Genomic DNA, 18,511 nt, shown 5'->3' on the forward strand with positions numbered 1-18,511 from the left:
CCGGGGACGCGACGGAACGTCGACGTCTGACCGTCAGGCGCCCCGGTGCACCACGTGCCCGCCGGTGACCGTCAACGCCACGGGGGAGTCGGCGAGTTCGTCGACGGGCGCGTGCACGGGGTCCACGGCCAGCGCGGTGAGGTCGGCCCGGCAGCCGGGCGCGACACGACCCGCGACATCGGACTCGCCGGCGGCGGCCGCCGCGTGGCTGGTGCAGCCCTCCAGCGCCTGCGACGGCGTCAGGCCCGGCCGGCGGCCGGCGGCGCCCTTCGGCCTGCGGGCCGTCGCCAGCACGGCCCGGACGTCGTAGTGCGCGATGGGCCAGTCCGAGCCGAGGGCGAGTGTGGCGCCCGCCTCCCGCAGATCGCGCAGCCGCCAGGCGCGGGCGGCCCGGTCGTCACCCAGCCGGCGGGACCACTCGTCGGTGCCGTCGTCGCGCGTGTACCCGGTGTGCGGCGGCTGCAGCGAGGCCGCGACCCCCAACTCGGCGAAACGGGGCAGGAGTTCGTTTGGAGCGGTCTCGACGTGCTCGATCCGGTGGGCGCCGTGCCCGCTCGGCCCGAGAGCGGCGACCGTGTCCAGGACATGCCGTACGGCCGCGTCCCCGATGGCGTGGGTGGCGGTGCGGACGCCGGCCGTGTGCAGGGTGCGGACGGCCTCGGCGTAGGCCTGCGGGTCCGGCCAGAACGCGGCGGTGCCCTGACCGTGGCAGTCGGGGTGCTCCAGCCAGGCCGTGCCGCCCTCGACGGTGCCGTCCATGAAGAACTTGACCCCGCCGACCCGCCAGTGCCGCCCGCCCCGGCCCTGGAGCTCGATCAGCTCGCGCAGCGTGTCGTGGTCGGCGCCCGGCATGCACCACGGAGCGAACCGCAGCCGTACCGGCAGGACCGTCTCCTCCGCCACCGCCGCGACCAGGTCGAGGTCGCCGCCGTCCATCACATGGGCGCCGGTCAGCCCCGTGGCGGCCATGGCGGACAGCAACTCCAGCAAGCGGGCCCGTCGTTCGGCGTGCGACAGCCGGGGCATGACGTCCGCCACCAGGTCCATCGCGGCGTGCTCGACCAGATGGCCGGTGGGCCGGCCCGAGGCGTCGCACACCACCTCGGCGTGCTGGGCGAAGGCGCGCGGGCCGGTCACCCCGGCGGCGTCGAGGGCGGCGGCGTTGGCGAGGGCGGAGTGGCCGTCGTACAGGCGCAGGAACGCCGGGGTGCCGCCGAGCACCTCCGCCACCAGGCCGTGGTGGACGGGGCGGCCCTCGAACGCGTTGTGGTCCAGGCCGTGGCCGACGACCCAGCCGTCGATCCGCTCGGCCCCGGCGAGGGCCGCGCGCAGCCCGGCCAGGTCGGTCACGCCGGACAGGTCCGTGCCCGTCGCCATGTCCAGGCCCCACACCGGGTGGCTGTGCGCGTCGACCAGTCCGGGCACGAGGTGTGCGCCGTGCAGGTCGAGCACTTCGGTGCCGGGGCCGCGCCAGTCCCGGACGTCCGCCGCCTCGCCGACCGCGGTGATCATCCCGTCGTGCACGGCGACGGCGGAGGCGGCGGGGCGGTCGGGGTCGAGGGTGCGGACCTGGGCGCCGGCGAGGATGAGGTCGGCAGCGGGCATCGGGGCAACTCCTGGGCGCGAAGGGGGTGTTCGGTTCACTCGGCGGGTGTGGTGAGCGCGGCCGGTGCGGTGTCGTGGCCGGAACCGGTGTCCTGGCCGGGGCCGGTGGCTTCGGCCGGTCCGGTGTTCTCACCGGGTTCGGTGGCGAACCGGGCGTACACCTCCGGGCGGGAGCGGCGCAGCCACCAGGCCAGCGGCAGACCCAGCGCGAACACGGCCGGTGCCACGACGACGAGCAGGACGTTCACGGTCGCGGACGCGCCGGTGAACAGGTCGATGTGGGTCACGACCAGCGCGATCGCGGTGGCCAGCAGGACGGTGGCGAGGACCGGCGCCACCACCGTGCGCAGGGCCCCCTCGGCGTGCCGTACCCGTCGGAAGTAGCACGGGACGGCGATCGCGGCGAGCAGCTGCAGCAGCAACAGACCGATCATCCCAGGGGTGTTCACCCACAGCAGCAACTGCTGGTACGGGTCGGCGTGCGCGGCCCAGAACGCGAGGACGACGAGGGCGCCGAGGACGGTCTGGGCGATGCCGGCGACGTACGGGGAGCGGTGGCGCGGGTGGATCCGGCCGAGCCGGCGGGGCAGCACGCCCTCCTCGGCGAGAGCGAGGACGTAGCGGTTGATGGCGTTGTGGAAGGCGAGGAGGGAGGCGATGACGCTGGTGACGATGAAGACGTGCATCAGGTCGGCTGCCCAGCCGCCCACATAGGTGCTGATCGCGGTGAAGAACAGGCCGACGGGGTCCTTGCCGGCCGCGCGCACGACCTGGTCGTCGCCGAAGGCCTGGACGGCGATCCAGACGACGAACGCGTAGAAGAGGCCGAGGAATCCGACGGCCAGATACGTGGCGCGCGGGACCGTGCGCGCGGGGTCGCGGGCCTCGCGGCGGTAGATGACGGTCGACTCGAAGCCGGTGAACGCGGCGAAGGCGAAGGCGAGTACGGCCGCCATGCCGGGCACGAGCACATGGGCCGGCGCCAGCGAGGCCAGGGACAGCCCGTGGGCGCCGCCCTTCGCCAGCACGCCGCCGGCGAGCAGCACGAGTATCCCGGTCTCGCAGACGAGCAGGACGCCGAGGACCTTGGCGCCGAAGTCGATCGAGCGGTAGCCGCCGTAGCCGATCAGCAGCAGGCCGGCCAGGGAGACGGGCAGCCAGGGCACGTCGGCGTCGAAGAGGGTGTGCAGGGTGTCGCGGGTGGTCGTGGCGATCAGGCCGTAGACGCCGATCTCCATGCCGTTGTAGCCGATCAGCGCCAGCAGGGCGGCGCCGATGCCGACCGGGCGGCCGAGGCCGCGGGTGATGTAGGCGTAGAAGGCGCCGCCGCTGGTCACATGGCGGCTCATGGTGGTGAACCCGACGGCGAAGACGGCGAGCGTCAGGCCGGCCAGGAGATAGCCGACGGGCGCGCCGATGCCGCCGAGCAGGATCGCGAGCGGTGCGACGCCGGCCATGACGGTCAGGGGAGCGGCGGCGGAGACGACGAAGAAGGCGATGTCGGCGGTACCGAGGGATCCGGACCGGAGGGTGGCCGCGCCGGACGGCGCTCGCTGCTCCGGTGGCTCGGCGGGGGACACGGACATACGGGGGGAGCCCTTCTGGCGGCGGACGGGAGGGGGCCCGGTGGTGGGGTCAGCGGGGGTTGGTGTGCGCCGGCGGGCCGGGTCGGGGTGGGCGGCCATGCCGGAGTCCCCGGTTGCCCGTGCGGGATGGCGGGCACCCGGAGCCGTAAACCTAAAGGCTTTCGGTTTCCGCAATGTAACCTGCCGTTGGGCATCCGGGAAGACCTGAGGGAGAACGCTGACCATGGGACGGCCGCGCACACCGCTCCTCGACCGCGAGCGCATCACCGCCACCGCGCTGCAACTGATCGACGAGACCGGTGACTTCAGCGTCCCGCAGATCGCCCGGCGGCTCGGCGCGCAGACCGGGTCGGTCTACCACCACGTGGAGGGCCGCGACGGCATAGTGGAACTGCTGCGGGAGCGCGTCTGCGCGGCGATCGACCCGGGCACCCTCGAACTGACCCCCTGGGACGCGGCCCTCGAAGCCTGGGCCCGCTCCTACCGCGCCGCGTTCGCCGCGCACCCCCGGACGATCCCCCTGCTCATGACCTCGCCGGTCCGCGCGCCCCGGGTCCTGGAGCAGTACGAGCGCGCCGTGAGCCTCCTGCTCGACGCCGGCTTCGACCGCGCCGGGATCATGCCGCTGATCATCGCCCTGGAGAACCTGGTGCTGGGCTCCGCCCTCGACCTCGCGGCGCCGGAGACGATGTGGGAGCTGACGGACCGCATACCCACCCCGCATCTCGCGGAGGCGCTCGCCGCCGTCGGCGAGGGCCGGGCCGACCGCGCCTTCGAGGTGGGGCTGACCGCCTTCATGAATCACGCGCGTGCACTGCGCGGCGAGGACCGCTGACGGCCCGAGCGGCGTCCGCTCGTCGTCATAGCGGACAGGATCCGACCTACTCGGGGCCTACGGTCGCTCCATGGTCACTTCTTCGGAGAACCGCGAGTCCCCGTCGTCCGGCGAGCGCGCCGAGCTGCTGCGAGCCCTGGCCGAGCAGCGGGAACTGCTGCTGATCACCGTGCGCGGGCTGAGCGACGCCGAGGCGGCCCGCCGGACCACGGTGAGCGAGCTGACGCTGGGCGGGATCGTCAAGCATCTGGCGCGTGGCGAGCGGGTGTGGGCACAGATCATGGCGAGGGGCGACGGCGAGCTGCCGGAGGGCATGCTCGACCTCGGCCAGTACCGCATGGCGGACGGCGACACGCTCGCCGGGCTGCTGGCGGAGTACGCGGCGGGGACCCGCGCGCTGGAGGAGGCGGTCGCGGCACTGCCCGATCCGGACCGGACCGTGCCGCTGCCGAGGACCCCCTGGTCCCCGCCGGAGACCGAGTACTGGTCCGCCCGGCGCATCCTGCTGCACCTGATCCGCGAGACGGCCCAGCACGCCGGGCACGCGGACATCATCCGGGAGGCGCTCGACGGCGCGAACATCACCGCAGCGGTGATTCGGCACCGCCATGCTGGCCGAGATCGTACTCCCGTCGTTGCTGCCGGTTGGAGATCGCAGGGGTGATGAGGAGTTGGACGAGGCCGGCGAGGGGGACCTGGTGCGGGACATGCTGACCATCGTCACCTCCTTCTCCGGCCGGTTGTACGGCTCCAGGTCAGCGAAGGCCCGTGCGCTGACGAGGACGGTCAAGTCGACTGTTGAGGAAGGCGATTTGTAGGTCAGTGTTGGCCATGCGTACTGTTTGGACGGCGAGTTGCGAATTGATGAAGGAGGCTTCCTTGCATCAGAGCCGCGCAACGATCGAGGAGATCCGCATGGCGCTCGGCGGCGACTGCGAGTGGGTTACTCGGCGGCTGCTCAAGCGGAAGGGAAAGCAGTTTCCTGCCCGGGAGGACATAGCGCGGTGGCACGAGGAACCACCAAGCTGGTTCCTGCTGGAGAAGCAGAAGCGATCCAGTACCAAGGCCAAGAATCAGGCCGGGAAGGTTGCTCTCGCCTGCCCAGGCTGCGGATTCTCGATCGAGGTCAAGCCCACAACAGCGCGTCGCCGGAAGGATTGGGAGGGCCTGTACTGCGGGCGCGGTGCCTGCGATTACGAGCCGCCAGGCAGCGCGGGCATGGTTACCGTGATCGGCCACAACGCGGTCGGATCGTTCACCGGCTGGCGGCACGAACTCCCCAGCGACGAAAAGATCGCCTCGCTCGCCAAGGCACGGGATCTTGCTGCTGCCGCGTTCGCCATCCAACCTGGCAGCCCCGCCCAGGCCACCATCAACAACCTGGTCGCCCCCGCCGGCACAGGGAATCACCTGGTGACCTTCAGTAATGGCTGGAGCACCGGTGTGACCATCGGCAAGGACGGCTCCGTCGAGATCGAAAACCCTATGGTTGTTGCCGGACTGCACCGCATGGTCCACGACGGAGACGAACTGGGCATCACCGTCCGCACCTTCACCCACGCGATATCGCACACCGCTCCGAACGGGACGAAGATCCCCGTCAAGGAGCTGCGCTGCTGGTACCTGGTGGACGGTGCATTCCACCCGTTCACCGAGGAACAGACCTTCGAGGCTCACTGCATCGACCACGAGACCGGAGAACCGGTCCCGCCCGAGCAGGGTGTCCGCTATCTCGACGCCTATCCCGTAGACAACTGACACCGACCCCCAACAAGACACCGAAGGGAGGTCCGCGAGCATGCCGCGACGTCGTAAGAAGAAGCGCGAGCTGCGCACGCTCGCGGTACCCTTCACCGTCGCCGCACCGACCGGCGCCCGTATCCGGGACCGGCTGTGCGTCACCACCGATGAGGCCGAGGTTCTGTGGCTCGTCGGTGAGCATCTCGGGCACCACCAGCGGGCCGACCTCGCCGAGCGCGTATCGGTAGGCAGGGTGAAGGCGAAGGACAACCAGCGCGCTGCGCGGAAGAAGAACCTCACCGCTGTGTCGTCGTCCCGCTGGGCGGGGGCGATGACCCGCGCCTCGCAGGACCAGTACCAGCTCAGCATGCGCGCCCTGTTCGATGAGCGCGCTTGCCTGCGCCGCGCTATCCGCACGATCTCCCGCCGCCTTGCCGCGCCCTGCGGCAAGGCGGCGGGCAAGACGCGGGGCTACGCCGACCAGGCAGAGCGCTACGAGAAGCAGCGCCGCTTCCAGATCCTCACCGCCCGGCTAACGGTGGTGGAGGCCCGTATCGAATCCGGGCGCCCGTCGATCGTGGTGGGTGGCCGCCGTCTGGCGAAGCTGCGGCACAACCTGGAGAAGGCCGAACTCACCGTCGAGGAGTGGCGGCAGCGGTGGGTGGCTGAGCGGCTGTTCCTCACCGCCGATGGAGAATCCGGCGCCCCCTTCGGGAACTACACCATCAGCGTCCACCCGGAGAAGGGCCAGGTGTCGATCGTGTTGCCCGAGCCGCTGCGGCAGCTGGCCAACGCCCCCCGGGGCCGGTACAACCTGGCCTGCACCGTGGCCTTCTCGCACCGCCGTGCGGAATGGCTGGACCGGACGCTGGCCAACCGGGCCGTCCGCTATGACATCGTGTACGACCCGGAGCGTGACCGCTGGTACCTGGATGCCTCGTGGTCCTGCGATCCTGTCGTGCTGCCGACGCCGCAGGAGATCCAGGCATCCGGCGAACGCCTGCTCGGTATCGACCTGAACGCCGATCACCTGGCTGCCTACCTGCTCGACTCGCACGGCAACCCCATCGGCGACCCCATCACTGTACCCCTGCAGATGTCCGGCCCCGCCTCGACACGGGACGGAAGGCTCCGCACCGCGGTCACCGAGCTGATTCGCATCGCCAAGGAGCATAGCTGCGCCGGGATCGCGGTGGAGAACCTAGGCTTCGACGACGCCCGCGCTGTGGGCCGGGAGACCATGGGTCGAGGCGGACGCGGGAAGACGTTCCGCCGCACCGTGGCCGGGATCCCACCGCCCGCTTCCGTGAACGACTCCGGGGCATGGCCTTCCACCAGGGCCTTGTGGTGATCGCAGTGGATCCCGCCTACACCTCGATTTGGGGCGGCCAGCACTGGCAGCATCCACTCCAGCAGCAGCACCAGAAGATCACCGTCACGCGGCATCACGGCGCCAGCGTGACGATTGGACGACGCGCACTCGGGCACCGAGCACGGCGACGGCCAGGTGTGACCGCTCACGACCAGAGGATCGGACAGCGGAGAGCTACCGGCCAGACCATGCACGTCCCGAGGACGCGTGGGACCGTGAGCCCACCCAGGACAGCGGGCACGCCAAACGCAGGCGACAAGACCCGACTGCGCCAAGATGACCAGCTCACGCTGTTCCCTGACCTCGAAGACCGTTCGCGAGGCCACCGGACCACCTTATGTCCGGATTTTGGGGAGTTGGCCAAAACTGGCCAACAACCCTAAGAACGGTTTCCCAGTACCGCCAGTAACATGATCACCTTGGTTCCGGGTTACCAGTCAGTCACCTTGGCGCGGTCCCAGGACCCGCCCTACCCGGAGATGCCGAGATGTCCGAGTCCTCTGTCAACGACGCGTTGGAAAACGCGCGCCTCACCTATGAGCAGCACATGCGGACCTGCCGTCAGTGCCATGCCGACGGCGCGGCCTGCGCCGTCGCCAAGCACCTCCTGCGGCTCTACAACATCGCCCGCAGGGACCACCTGCGCGCGGGCGGACGGCACGCGGCGATGGACTGACCGGGCTGTTCCGTCCGCGTGGTCCGGGGAACCCGGTCGCCGTCCCGTCCGCCCCGCACGCAGGAGGCCGCCGTGACCGACCAGCACGCCGACCGGCCGAATCCGGTGACCCAGCACGCCCGCCCCGACTTCCCCTCCCAGGACCAGCCGCATCCGGGCTGGACCGGCCCGATGGACCCGCAGCCCGACCACGGCGAGGACTCCTACCGCGGCGCAGGCCGCCTGGACGGCCGCAAGACCGTGATCACGGGCGGTGACTCCGGGATCGGCCGGGCGGTGGCGCTCGCGTTCGCCCGGGAGGGCGCCGATGTGCTCTTCACGTATCTCGCCGAGGAGGACAGCGAGGCCCGCGAGACGTCCCGGCTGGTGGAGGACGCCGGACGCAAGGCGGTCGCGGTCTCCTGCGACATCCGTGAGGAGGCCGACTGCCGGGCGCTGATCGAGCGGGCGGTCGCCGAGTTCGGCCGCATCGACGTCCTCGTCAACAACGCCGCCTACCAGATGTCCCAGCCGGACGGCATCGAGGCGATCAGCACCGAGCAGTTCGACCGGGTCATGCGGACGAACCTGTACGGCATGTTCTGGCTCACCAAGTTCGCCCTGCCGCACATGCCGGCCGGCGGCTGCGTCATCAACTCCACGTCCGTGCAGGCGTACAAGCCCAGCCCGCATCTGCTGGACTACGCGATGACCAAGGGTGCGATCGTCACCTTCACGCAGGGGCTCGCGCAGATGGTCGCCGGGCGTGGCATCCGGGTCAACGCGGTGGCGCCGGGGCCGGTGTGGACGCCGCTGATCCCCGCGCCCCTGCCCGACACGAAGGAGTTCGGGAAGCAGGCTCCGCTCGGCCGCCCGGCCCAGCCCGCCGAACTCGCCCCCGCTTACGTGTACTTGGCCTCGCCGCAGGCGAGTTACATCACCGCCGAGATCCTCAACGCGACCGGCGGCACCCCGCTGCCCTGACCTCAGGTCTCGTACACCCTGCGGAGGTTGGCGCGCGGCGGCGGGGCGTGCCGGCCCGCGGGGCCCTTCGCGAACGTGCGCAGGAGGTTCTCCGTGGTGCGGGTGACGAAGGCACGGGTACGGGTGTCCATGCCGTGGTCGCGCCCGCACATGCCGGTCCCGGCCACGAGGCCCTCCACCCAGCGCATGGTGCCGGTCGCGAACACGCCGGCGCCACTGGAGGCCGTGTAGTACGCCGAGTCGCTGTGGCTGGGGCGTCCGTCGCAGACCAGCGGGGAGTGCGCGACGATCTCCAGCGGGCCGGGGGTCGGCGCGCCGGGGGTGATCCGGTCGTATTCGACGCCCACGAGATGCGCGAAAGCGTCGCCGGAGCGCACACCGGTGCCTTCGTACAGCCAGTGGTCGGCGGCGCGGACGACGTAGGGGGCGTCCACCGGATAGCCCTCGTAGAGCACGCCGGTCAGGGAGGACTCGGGATCCGCGGCCGGTGGAAGACGGTAGTCGGTGGTCACCAGGGCCGGCCGGGAGCCGTAGCAGGGGTCGGCGCGGTAGGCGGTCTTGTAGCAGACCACCGTACGGTCGTCCGCGCCCTCCCCGGCCTCCAGCCGGATCCGGCGGAAGCAGGTGTTGGCGCCGAGGAAGGCGATGTTCGTGCCGGCGTCCCGGGCGGCGGTCAGATGGGCCCGCTGTTCCGGCGTCCAGTACTCGTCGTGGCCCAGGCAGACGACCGCGTGCGCACCACGCAGCACCGCGGGATCCCGGTGGACGTCCACGCCGGTGGTGTAGGCGAGCGGGATGCCGAGGCGCTCGGCCAGCACCACCAGTGCCCATTCGTACACCTGGAACTTCTCGGCGCCTTCGCCGTCGTAGGGTCGGTCGAAGCTCACCGCGAGCGAGCGGGTGGCGTACGCGCCGGACAAGCCGTTGTAGAGGCTGCTGCCGCCCCAGCGGTTGTACGCCTGCCAGGTGGCCGGGGCGTGCAGCAGGACCGTACGGCCCGTGCCGTCGGTGGAGCGGACGATCAGCGGAACGTACCGCTGGTGGCCGGTGTCCGCCTCCAGCCGCAGCAGATAGGCGCCCTCCGGCCAGTCCGAGGTGTCCACCGGCAGTGTCACCGGCCAGTCGGCGCGCACCGTGCGGGTGGTGCCCAGCAGGCGCGGGGCCGGCCGGGCGCGGCCGGGTACGCGCCCGGATGCCCAGATCCGGCGGGCCTGCTTGCCGCCGTACCAGCCGACCCGGAACGCCGAGACCCGGAACGCCGCGGCGGTGGTGGACACATGCAGCCCGACCGGCTCGCCCGGGGTCACGCTCACCCGGTCCGTGTAGCCGGCCACCGCGTCCGGCGGGGCGGTGGAGGCCAGCCGCCAGTCGGCGGTGCCCGGGGCCTCCTGCTCCGCCTCGGGCCGCAGCCGCCCGTCGGGGGCCGTGGTGGAGCGTGGATGCGGCGGTGCCGTCGTGCACGCGGCGGCCGTGCCCAGGCCCAGGCCTGCGCTCAGGATGAGAAAGCGCCGGCGGCCGAGGCCGTCCGACGGCGTGGTGTCGTGTGCCGGAGCCACTTCACCTCCCGGGGTGTGTCGGCTCCAGCGTCACGACGCCCGCGCGGCTGGCGCAACCCGCGGAGCCGGGTGAACACCGGTCGGCGTGCCGTGCGGCCCTGTCCGGCCGGGTCACCGGCGGTGCGGCCGAACGGGTGACGCCGTGCGGTGCGGTCAGGTGGGGAAGCCGATGTGCACATGGTCGTGATGAGTGGCGTCGCTGAAGAACTGACCGGCGCTGCCGCCCGACAGCAGTACGGGACCGCCCACGTTGTACGACCCGGCGGCCGCCGCGTCCCGCATGAACCGCTCGATCAGGCTCCGGGGAGTCGCCGGGTCGACGACTGCGTGGCCGTCGATCCGCCACACGTCGAAGGCCCGGCCCCGCGGATGGTCGCTGGGCCGGCTGGTGCCGAACACGTCCAGTGGATGCCCGGAGCGGACGACGCTGACCTCCAGCCGGTACGTCCGCGCCAGCGTAAGCATCGCCTTCGCCACGCTGGTGTGCACCCGGCCACTGCGCAGGTCCGCCACGGCGGCGGGCGGCAGCATGATCCGGTCGTCGGACAGCACGCTCCGGATGTCCGGCGCCGCTGTCCGTGCGGCCGGTCCCGGGTGCGCCGGATGCAGGGCATCGACCGTCCAGCCGGATCCCGAGCGGGACAGGCGCACGTCGACCGTCGTCCCGCCGGGCTTCACCGTGCCGGCGCGCCGGGTCCACTGCCGGCACACCACCAGCACGCTGGCCGACCGGGACAGGATCCCGCCGTACTGCGCATCCACGACCTGCAGTGCCGCCTGGTCGGCCGCCGGCAGCAGCGGCCCGGCCTGGCCGACGAGGGCCGTGGGCAGCCCGAGCGCCGCGACCCTCGCCCGGGCCGGCGCCGAGCCGCCGTGCCCGTCGCCCCACGCGCCGATCGCCTCCACCACCTGCACGGCGCGCAGCTTCGCGGCCGGCTGGACTTCGGCGGACGTGGGCCGCCAGGGAGTGGTGCGCGGCAGAGCGGGGGAGGGGGACGGCGACCCGGCGCCGGTCGAGGACTGCTGGGACCGGTGTGCGGCCGGGGGCATGTGCGACGGGTGCGCGGCCGGTGGCGTACGGCCGGAACAGCCGGCCGCGCCGAGCGCGGCACCGGCGAGGGCCGCCAGCACGGTGCGGCGGCCGGGCGGGGGGACTGCGCGCGCACGGGTGCGGGTCATACGGCCCAGTGTCCCGTGCCGGTCGAGGACTGCTGGGACCGGTGTGTGGCCGGGGGCCTGTGGGACGGGTGCGTGGCCGGGGGCGTACGGGCGGAACAGCCGGCCGCGCCGAGCGCGGCACCGGCGAGGGCCGCCAGCACGGTGCGGCGGCCGGGCGGGGGGACTGCGGGCGCACGGGTACGGGTCATAGGGCCCAGTGTCCGGCGCGGGGTGGCGGGGGCGGCGAGCGTGCGCGGGGACGGGTGCCGAAGGGGAGGGGCGCTCGGTGCGGCCGCGACCCGTCGGCGCACCGGCAACCGGCCGGCCGCCCTGCCCCGGCACCCCGGTGCCCGATCCGGGGCCAGCGGGCGGACTCGCCTAGAACGGTGGGTCGTTGAAGATCTCCAGCAGGGACTCGGAGCTGTGCTGTTCGGTGTTCGGTCCGGCGCCCGACGCGTCGGGAAACGTGCGGCCCCAGGACGCGGCGCGGCCCAGGACGCTCAGGCGCCAGGCGTGGCGTGCGGCGCGGCGCAGGTCCGCGGATGTGCGGCCGGCGCCCGTCCAGGGCTCCAGATAGGCGTCGAGCAGCCGGGCCAGGACCCGCGGCCCGTACCGTGCGCGGGCCTTCTCGGCGGGGATCCGCAGGCTGCAGAACGGGTGCGAGACGACCGCGTCGCCCCAGTCGAAGAAGGTGAACCGGCCCGGCGCCGGATGGAACAGCTGGCCGTCGTGCAGGTCCGCGTGGTCGAGGGTGTCCTCGACGCCGAGGGAGGCGAGTTCGGCGCACCACTCGGTGAGCCGGGGCCGCAGCCGCTCCAGCCGCGCGCGTGCCTCCGGACGCAGCGCGGTGCTCCCCGTGAGCAGCGCGTCGAACACCTCGGGCAGGTCGGGGGTCCGGGTGGCGGGCACCCCGAGCCGCTCGATGTCGCGCACGTGCGGAGTGAGGGCCCACTGCAGGCTCGCGTACCGGCCCAGCAGCTCCTCCCAGGTGCGAGGCTCGACCGGCTCCCGGGCGAGCACGTCACGGAACAGCTCTCCTCCGTCGGGCAGCAGGACCCAGGCACGCGCGGCGTCGACGGCCAGCGGCCGGAGCACGTGTTCCGGCACCCAGCGGGCCAGTGCGGCGGTCAACGGGCCCTCGAAGGCGCTGGCCGGCGGATTCGCCTTGAACCAGACGGCCTCCCGTCCCTCGACGGGCACCCGCACCAGCACCGACCACGGCCGCAGCCGCACCCGCAACTCACCGCTCGCCCGCAGGCCATGAGCGGCGAGCTGCTCCGCCACCCAGTCCAGGGCCGAGGCCCGCCAGGACTCCTGCTCCCACGGGGTCGGCGCGTACTGGTATCTGCTTCGGTCCACGACGATGGAGAACTCACCTTGCACCGCGCCATCTCAACATCACCACCGGGGAGCCGGCCACCCATTTCGTCCGGTGACGCGCCGCAGGGCCGTATGCGGACGCGAACGCGCCCCCGGTCACCGACCGGGGGCGCGTCACTGTGTGCGGGACTGCGGGATCAGGCGTGCTGCTTGCGGCGCAGCGTCAGGTACGTGCCGGTCGCACCCGCCGCCAGCAGGGCACCCACGCCGAGGCCGACCGGGAGGGTCGGGAAGCCGGAGGCGTCGGTCGTCGCGGCCGCGTTCTGCATGGCCGGGCCCGGGGTGATGTTCGTGGACACCGGGGCGACGTGCTGGATCGGACCGACGTGCTTGACCGAGCCGTCGGAGTTCAGCAGCACCTGCTTGTTGTTCGGGTGCCGGAAGTCGAACATGCCCGCCAGCGAGCCGGCCGTGGCGTCGAAGGAGTGGTCACCGATCTGGCCGGTGCGCCAGTTGTCCTCGATGAACCGGGTGATCGACGCCTGGTTCGTCAGCGTGTGGTCGACCTTGTTGACCTTGCTGTACGGCGAGATGACGAGCAGCGGCTGGCGGGTGCCGGGGCCGCAGCGGTCGGCGTAACCGCCGGACGCCTTCGGGCCGTTCTGGCAGGCCGGGCTGTCGGTGGCCTTGCCGTTGGAGCCGAGGGAGGTGTCCGTCGAGCCGTTCTTCGGCATCACGTAGGCGTGGTCGTACCAGCCGTCGGAGTCGTCGTAGGCGACGACGATCGCGGTGGACTTCCACTGCGGCGAGCTCTGGATCGCGTTGATCTGGTTCACCAGGAAGTGCTGCTCGTCGACCGGGTCGGAGTAGCCGGCGTGGCCGTCCTGGTACTCACCGGCCTTGACGAAGCTGACCGCCGGGAGCTTGCCCGCCTTCAGGGCCGCGGAGAAGTCGGTCAGGTCGTAGTTGTGGTTGGCCTGACCGTTGTGGCCGATCTCCGAGACGCTCTTGGGCGCCAGGTGGTGCGGGTTCGCCGTCGACTTGTAGTACGCGAACGGGTTGTGGTGCGGGCTGTAGTCCGCCACGGCGGCGCCGCCCACGTTGGTGTGCGTGGTGTCGCACTTGGCGTAGTTGCCGGACGTGCCGTTCCACGCGGTCGACGGGCGGAAGCCGCCCTGGAACCAGCCCCACGTCACCTTCTTGGCGTTGAGCAGGTCACCGACGTTCTTGCCCTGCATGGACGCCAGCGCGTTGGTGCTGGTGTGGTCCTTGTCCGAGCAGTCGTCGTAGGCCGGGTCGGGGTCGTTGATGACCGTGCCCACGCCCTTGGCGTCGGGGGACTTGACCGTGTAGGCGTCCGGCGTCGAGGTCTGCTTGGGGTTCTCGGTGCCGGTGGACGGGTCCACGGAGACGACACCGTGCGTCTGACCGGAGATCAGGTTCAGCGCGCCGGGCGTGGACGGGCCGTAGACCGAGCTGAAGCTGCGGTCGGACAGGGAGTAGTGCTGGGCGTAGTTCCACAGCGCGGTGACGGTGTTGCCGTCGTAGTAGTCCATGACCAGGCCGGGCTCGCCGAACAGGCCGCCGCTGCACTTGTCGACCTCGGTGTTCTGCACGTACTGGTCGGCCTTGCCGCCGTTCGCCGCGTACTGCTCGGCGCCGTAGTTGTGGTTCTGGTCGCAGGTCATCGCCTGGGACGGGGACAGCCGCTTCGGCGCGTACTGGTTCGGGTTGTTCTTCAGCAGCCCGGCGTGCGCGAGGGTGTCGATGTCCTTCGGGGTGTTCTTCGACGCGGTGAACTTCGTGCCGTCGGTGTTGGCGGCCTTCGGGTACGTGGCGAAGTAGTGGTCGAAGGAGATGTTCTCGTCGAAGAGAACGACGACGTGCTTGATCGGCGTCGCGGTCGAGGAGTGCCCGCCCTGCGTCGCGGTGGGCGCCGCCGCCCAGCCCGGCGCGTTGCTGCCGAGCACGGTCAGCGCCGCGGCTCCCGCGAGCGCGCCCAGGCTCCGCATCGCGGCTCGTCTTCCTCTGCTGGCCATGATGGTCTACCCCTCCGGACAGAACGTCTGTGCGTCGTACGAGCAGGGATGCTCCGCCCGTTGTTGGGCGTGTCGGCGGAGCAATGATGGCGTGGGGGTGAACACCGAGTCAGGGATGCCAGGGCAAAACTTGACTGTGTATTGACCCATTCGGCGGTCGAGTTGTCCGGACAGGTTCAGCTGAACAGGCCGCGCCCGTACCAGTCCTGGGCGTCCCGTACGCCGGGCAGCGCGAAGAAGTACCCGCCGCCGAACGGGCTGATGTAGTCCGTCAGCGGCTCGCCGGCCAGCCGGTGCTGCACCGTCTCGAACTGCCGCTTCAGGTCCTGCTGGTAGCAGGAGAACAGCAGGCCCATGTCGAGGTTGCCGTTGGCGTCCATGCCCCGGTCGTAGTTGTACGCGCGGCGCAGCAGGCGCTGGCCGGCGGTGGCCGGGGTGCGCGGGTTGGCGAGCCGTATGTGCGCGTCCAGCGGGATGACGTCACCCTTGGGGTCGTCGGCGTACTTCGGCGTGTCGTGCTCGTGGTCGCCGTCCAGGGGCGCGCCGGAGGAGCGGGAGCGGCCGAACATCCGCTCCTGCTCGCTGAGCGAGACCCGGTCCCAGAACTCCACCAGCATCCGGATCAGCCGTACGACCTGGTAGCTGCCGCCGACCGCCCAGTCCGGCTCGCCCATGCCCCTGCCCACCCACACCAGGCGGTCCATCTCGCGGGTACTGGTGGCGTCCGGGTTCGCGGTGCCGTCCTTGAAGCCCATCAGGTTGCGCGGGGTGCCGGAGGGCCGGGGCGGGCTGGAGAAGCCGTCCAGGCGCCAGCGGACCTGCGCGGCGCCCCGGGTGTGCCGGGCGATGTCCCGCAGCGCGTGCAGCGTGGTGTCCGGTTCGTCGGCGTGCAGTTGGAGGCTGAGGTCGCCGTGGCACCAGTCGGCCTGGAGGTCGTCGTCGGGGAAGGCGGGCATGGCGGTCAGCCGCCGGGGCCGCAGCGCGGCCAGTCCGTAGCGGTCGTCGAAGAGGGAGGCGCCGACGCCGACGGTGACGGCCAGTTGGCCGGAGGGCAACCGGTCGCCGAGGACGCCGGAGTCGGCCGGCGGGGCGGTGATGCCCACCGGGGACGGAGTACCGCCCGAGGTGAGGAGACGGGCCCGGTCGGTGAGCGTGCGCAGCAGGTCGGTGAGTTCGGCGCGGTTCTCGGCGGTCACGTCGAGGGAGGCGAACACGCAGCAGCGGCGCGGGGCCGCGATGGCCGAGGCCTGGTGGACGCCGTGGAACGGGGCGACGGACGCCGCCGGGGCGGTCGGGGCGGTCGGGGCGGCGGGCGCGGCGGCGCTCGTGGCGAGGCCGGCCCCTGCCAGGGCGGCGCCGCGCAGGAAGCCGCGCCGGCCCAGGCCGTCCGCTCGTTCGGCGCTGTTCACACGGTCGCTCACACGATCGCTCACACGGTCCTCCGCGGGTCGCACAGGGTGGCCACCGAGGCCAGGCGCTCGACCAGGTCGCCGAGCACCGCGTTCACGTCCTCCCGCCGGGTGCGGGTGAGACGGTCCAGCGGGGTCCAGGAATCGCCGTGGTGCAGTCCGTCGAGGGTGCGCTGGGCGCGGTCCAACTCGCTGTCGAGTTCCGGGAGCCCGGCGTACCGGGACGTCAGCAGGGGCTTGAGCCCGGACAGCACCCGGCGGGTGCCGTCCAGGTTGGCCCGGGCGGTGGCGAGGTTGCTGCCGCTGCCGTAGTCGGTGCGGCCGGTCAGCTCGAACTGCACGGTGTTCTCCAGGATCTCGTGCGCGCGCAGCCCCAGCTGGGCGGGGTCCATACGGGTCTGCGACCAGTCGTCCCGCAGCCCGGTCACCGCCTTCACCAGCGCCGCCGCCGGGGCGCGCAGCCCGGCGGCCGACTCCCCGTGCCACAGTCCGTACTCGACGCGGTGGAACCCGGCGAAGTCCTTGTCGTGTACCCCGCCGGGCAGGCCGGCGTCGGTGCCGTTGATCGCCGCGTCCGCGTCCCCGAAGGCGTCGTACGCCGCGCCCAGCCGCTCGTACTGCAGATGCGCCGGCAGCCAGGCCGACCGGGCGGCGGCCAGGTCGCCCCGGCCGATCGCGTCGTTGAGCTTCGTCGTCAGCCGGACGACCTCGTCGAGCCCGGTGCCGACCCACTTCTGGTAGGAGAGGGCGGGCGGGATCAGGTCGTGCTCGGACACCGGCGCGGCGCCCGGGCCGCGCTGTCCGCCCGTGATGCGCACGGTGGGGCCGGTGACGGCGTCGGCGTCGTCGGGCACGCACTTGAAGGCGTACGTGCCCTTGCCCAGCCGGGCCGTCAACTGCCGTGTCGTACCGGGACCGATGCCCTCCACCTCGCCGTACACGACCTCGCTGCCCGGGTCCTCCAGGTAGACCTCGGCGGCGCCGTCGGAGGAGTTGTGGAGGTCGAAGGTCCGCACACCGGGCTCGGGCCGGGTCCAGCCGCGGCCGCAGTGGCTCTCCGACACGTCGATGACGACGTGCCCCGACGGGGCGCCGGCGGTCCCGCCGTGATGCCGGCCGCCGAGCGAGTACGCCAGCAGCGTGCCCGCGAGGGCCGCGGCGAGGGCGACGAACACCGCGGGCGCCGTCCGGAGACGAGCGGACCGCGTGCCGAGGCGAGGCAACGGCATGGCGAGCCTTTCCGGGACGACGTAGTACGCAGCGGCTTCATGGTAGGCACCGCTCCGGATCCGAACAGTCGTCCCAGGACGTCCATGGCCAAGATTTCCCCCGGGGTTCACCGGCGCGTGGCCTGACACTGCCGTACACTCACCTCGAAAAGAGGTAGCTCGAAACGAGGTATAGCCGTGTCCGCTGCCCCCGCCGCCTCCCTCCCGCTGGTCTACGGCGGCCATCCCGACCAGGTCGCCGACCTGTACCTGCCCGCCGGGACCGAACCGGGCCTGCCGCTCCTGCTGTTCTTCCACGGCGGCTTCTGGCGTGCCGAGCACGACCGGGGGCACGTCACCGGATTCGCCCGGGCCCTCGCGGCGGAGACCGGCTGCGCGGTCGCCAACGTCGAGTACCGCAGGGTCGGCGGCGCGGGCGGCTGGCCGGTCACGTTCACCGACACCGCGCGCGCCGCCGACCTGCTGCCCGGGCTCGCCGCGCGGGCCGCCGAAGGCCGGATCGACCCGGCGCGCGTGATGTACGCCGGACACTCGGCCGGCGGCCATCTCGCCCTGTGGGCCGCCCTCCGGCACCGGCTGCCCGAAGGCGCCCCCGGTCGGGCGGCCACCCCGCCCGCGGTGCTCGGTGTGCTGGCGCTCGCACCCACGGCCGACCTGGCGTGGGCCGACGAACTGGGCAGCGGGCGGGGCGCGGTGGCCGGCCTGCTCGGCGGCGGACGCGCCCGGGTGCCGGACCGGTTCGCCGCCGCCGACCCGGCGGTGCTGGGCGCGCCCGCCGGCCGTACCGTCGTGGTGCACGGCGTCCGGGACGAGGCGCTGCCCGTCGCCATGTCCCGCCGCTACGCCGCGACGACCGGCGCGACCCTCCACGAGCTTCCCGGATGCGGCCACTTCGAGGTGATCGACACGTCCTCCGCGGCATGGCCCGTGATCGTCGGCGCGGTCCGCGGCCTGGTGGCCGAGGGCGGCACTCTCGCCGGGCGCGAAAGCCGCCGCGCACCATGACCCGCTGGGCGCGCCCGG

16 protein-coding genes are annotated in these 18,511 nt (G+C 72.4%); 7 read left to right on the forward strand and 9 right to left on the reverse strand.

The window, feature by feature from the left end; all coding sequences use genetic code 11:
* Positions 1-33: 33 nt before the first annotated feature.
* Positions 34-1,605, reverse strand: coding sequence for an amidohydrolase (locus tag ACQPXS_RS42790; protein ID WP_433454873.1), 1,572 nt, complete (start codon positions 1,603-1,605; stop codon positions 34-36).
* A gap of 35 nt (positions 1,606-1,640) precedes the next feature.
* The gene (locus ACQPXS_RS42795; protein WP_433454874.1) at positions 1,641-3,191 is read right to left on the reverse strand and encodes an APC family permease; all 1,551 of its coding nucleotides are present in this window, start codon (positions 3,189-3,191) and stop codon (positions 1,641-1,643) included.
* A 223-nt stretch (positions 3,192-3,414) separates the two neighbouring features.
* Between ACQPXS_RS42795 and ACQPXS_RS42800 the strand changes: the two genes are divergently transcribed.
* From ACQPXS_RS42800 to ACQPXS_RS42825, 6 genes are all read left to right on the forward strand, one after another.
* Positions 3,415-4,026, forward strand: a complete 612-nt coding sequence (locus tag ACQPXS_RS42800) for a TetR/AcrR family transcriptional regulator (RefSeq protein ID WP_433454875.1) — start codon at positions 3,415-3,417, stop codon at positions 4,024-4,026.
* A gap of 70 nt (positions 4,027-4,096) precedes the next feature.
* Entirely contained in the window at positions 4,097-4,690 is a 594-nt protein-coding gene (locus ACQPXS_RS42805; protein WP_433454876.1) for a DinB family protein, read from the forward strand.
* 215 nt (positions 4,691-4,905) lie between these two features.
* Positions 4,906-5,784 (forward strand): hypothetical protein, encoded by an 879-nt coding sequence (locus ACQPXS_RS42810; protein ID WP_433454877.1) that lies wholly within the window; start codon positions 4,906-4,908, stop codon positions 5,782-5,784.
* A 40-nt stretch (positions 5,785-5,824) separates the two neighbouring features.
* Positions 5,825-7,117, forward strand: a complete 1,293-nt coding sequence (locus ACQPXS_RS42815) for a hypothetical protein (RefSeq protein ID WP_433454878.1) — start codon at positions 5,825-5,827, stop codon at positions 7,115-7,117.
* 508 nt (positions 7,118-7,625) lie between these two features.
* A complete protein-coding gene (locus ACQPXS_RS42820) occupies positions 7,626-7,814 on the forward strand; it encodes a hypothetical protein (RefSeq protein WP_366487009.1) in 189 nt (62 codons plus the stop codon).
* A gap of 72 nt (positions 7,815-7,886) precedes the next feature.
* Positions 7,887-8,777, forward strand: coding sequence for an SDR family oxidoreductase (locus ACQPXS_RS42825; protein ID WP_433454879.1), 891 nt, complete (start codon positions 7,887-7,889; stop codon positions 8,775-8,777).
* A 2-nt stretch (positions 8,778-8,779) separates the two neighbouring features.
* Here the strand turns inward: ACQPXS_RS42825 and ACQPXS_RS42830 are convergent, their stop codons facing one another.
* The 7 genes from ACQPXS_RS42830 to ACQPXS_RS42860 all read right to left on the reverse strand — a co-directional run bounded on the left by ACQPXS_RS42830 (position 8,780) and on the right by ACQPXS_RS42860 (position 17,488).
* Positions 8,780-10,333, reverse strand: a complete 1,554-nt coding sequence (locus ACQPXS_RS42830) for a N,N-dimethylformamidase beta subunit family domain-containing protein (protein ID WP_433454880.1) — start codon at positions 10,331-10,333, stop codon at positions 8,780-8,782.
* A 153-nt stretch (positions 10,334-10,486) separates the two neighbouring features.
* On the reverse strand, positions 10,487-11,512 hold the full coding sequence (locus ACQPXS_RS42835; RefSeq protein ID WP_433454881.1) for a hypothetical protein: 1,026 nt from the start codon (positions 11,510-11,512) through the stop codon (positions 10,487-10,489).
* A complete protein-coding gene (locus tag ACQPXS_RS42840; RefSeq protein ID WP_433454882.1) occupies positions 11,509-11,700 on the reverse strand; it encodes a hypothetical protein in 192 nt (63 codons plus the stop codon). Before ACQPXS_RS42840 ends, ACQPXS_RS42835 begins: the two co-directional genes overlap by 4 nt.
* A gap of 169 nt (positions 11,701-11,869) precedes the next feature.
* The gene (locus ACQPXS_RS42845; protein ID WP_433454883.1) at positions 11,870-12,850 is read right to left on the reverse strand and encodes an aminoglycoside phosphotransferase family protein; all 981 of its coding nucleotides are present in this window, start codon (positions 12,848-12,850) and stop codon (positions 11,870-11,872) included.
* A 158-nt stretch (positions 12,851-13,008) separates the two neighbouring features.
* Positions 13,009-14,850: a phospholipase C gene (locus ACQPXS_RS42850; RefSeq protein ID WP_433454884.1), complete on the reverse strand. Its 1,842-nt coding sequence runs from the start codon at positions 14,848-14,850 to the stop codon at positions 13,009-13,011.
* Positions 14,851-15,026: 176 nt separating this feature from the next.
* Positions 15,027-16,283, reverse strand: a complete 1,257-nt coding sequence (gene efeB / locus ACQPXS_RS42855; RefSeq protein WP_433454885.1) for an iron uptake transporter deferrochelatase/peroxidase subunit — start codon at positions 16,281-16,283, stop codon at positions 15,027-15,029.
* Positions 16,280-17,488 carry an EfeM/EfeO family lipoprotein gene (locus ACQPXS_RS42860; RefSeq protein ID WP_433454886.1) on the reverse strand — a complete coding sequence of 403 codons (1,209 nt, stop codon included), beginning with the start codon at positions 17,486-17,488 and terminating at the stop codon, positions 16,280-16,282. The genes efeB and ACQPXS_RS42860 overlap by 4 nt, the downstream gene beginning before the upstream one ends.
* Positions 17,489-17,665: 177 nt before the next feature.
* Here ACQPXS_RS42860 and ACQPXS_RS42865 point away from each other — a divergent pair, with 177 nt between their 5' ends.
* Positions 17,666-18,493, forward strand: coding sequence for an alpha/beta hydrolase (locus tag ACQPXS_RS42865; protein WP_433454887.1), 828 nt, complete (start codon positions 17,666-17,668; stop codon positions 18,491-18,493).
* Positions 18,494-18,511 lie beyond the last annotated feature (18 nt).

Source organism: Streptomyces sp. CA-142005, assembly GCF_050942335.1.
Lineage (GTDB): Bacteria > Actinomycetota > Actinomycetes > Streptomycetales > Streptomycetaceae > Streptomyces.

Bases quoted from the DNA above. Each gene is read 5' to 3' on its own strand.
- ACQPXS_RS42815 (WP_433454878.1), top strand. From the start codon at position 5,825: ATGCCGCGACGTCGTAAGAAGAAGCGCGAGCTGCGCACGCTCGCGGTA.
- ACQPXS_RS42800 (WP_433454875.1), top strand. From the start codon at position 3,415: ATGGGACGGCCGCGCACACCGCTCCTCGACCGCGAGCGCATCACCGCC.
- ACQPXS_RS42850 (WP_433454884.1), bottom strand. From the start codon at position 14,850: ATGGCCAGCAGAGGAAGACGAGCCGCGATGCGGAGCCTGGGCGCGCTC.
- ACQPXS_RS42860 (WP_433454886.1), bottom strand. From the start codon at position 17,488: ATGCCGTTGCCTCGCCTCGGCACGCGGTCCGCTCGTCTCCGGACGGCG.
- ACQPXS_RS42805 (WP_433454876.1), top strand. From the start codon at position 4,097: ATGGTCACTTCTTCGGAGAACCGCGAGTCCCCGTCGTCCGGCGAGCGC.
- ACQPXS_RS42795 (WP_433454874.1), bottom strand. From the start codon at position 3,191: ATGTCCGTGTCCCCCGCCGAGCCACCGGAGCAGCGAGCGCCGTCCGGC.
- ACQPXS_RS42840 (WP_433454882.1), bottom strand. From the start codon at position 11,700: ATGACCCGTACCCGTGCGCCCGCAGTCCCCCCGCCCGGCCGCCGCACC.
- ACQPXS_RS42835 (WP_433454881.1), bottom strand. From the start codon at position 11,512: ATGACCCGCACCCGTGCGCGCGCAGTCCCCCCGCCCGGCCGCCGCACC.
- ACQPXS_RS42790 (WP_433454873.1), bottom strand. From the start codon at position 1,605: ATGCCCGCTGCCGACCTCATCCTCGCCGGCGCCCAGGTCCGCACCCTC.
- ACQPXS_RS42820 (WP_366487009.1), top strand. From the start codon at position 7,626: ATGTCCGAGTCCTCTGTCAACGACGCGTTGGAAAACGCGCGCCTCACC.